We start from the raw sequence: 259 nt of genomic DNA, 5'->3' as shown, positions 1-259 counted from the left end.
CCAATGGATTTTTTTTGATGCAAATACCATCTCCGGGAGCTGTTTGACCAGCTATGGTGATATAGGGATTCTTGATCCGTAAAGCACTTTCGAGTGCTATGGTTCCTGATACGCGAAATACAACCGTTCGCGGTTCCGACGCTTCCACAGCAGCTCGCAAACTTCCCTCTCCACTATCATTTAGATTGGTAACTTCATACACTTCTCCTCCACGACCGCCTTTTGAGAACTTCCCATATCCTTCTGCGGTAGGAAATGC

1 pseudogene is annotated in these 259 nt (G+C 46.7%); it reads right to left on the bottom strand.

Going from position 1 to position 259, the window contains the following annotated elements:
- Positions 1-259, bottom strand: a pseudogene (locus tag I5349_RS13855) (pectate lyase); the annotation flags it as partial.

The organism is Penaeicola halotolerans (assembly GCF_016464625.1).
Taxonomy (GTDB): domain Bacteria; phylum Bacteroidota; class Bacteroidia; order Cytophagales; family Cyclobacteriaceae; genus Penaeicola; species Penaeicola halotolerans.
The sequence above is the reverse complement of the archived record's forward strand: the minus strand, read 5'-3'. Positions and strand labels throughout refer to the sequence as shown.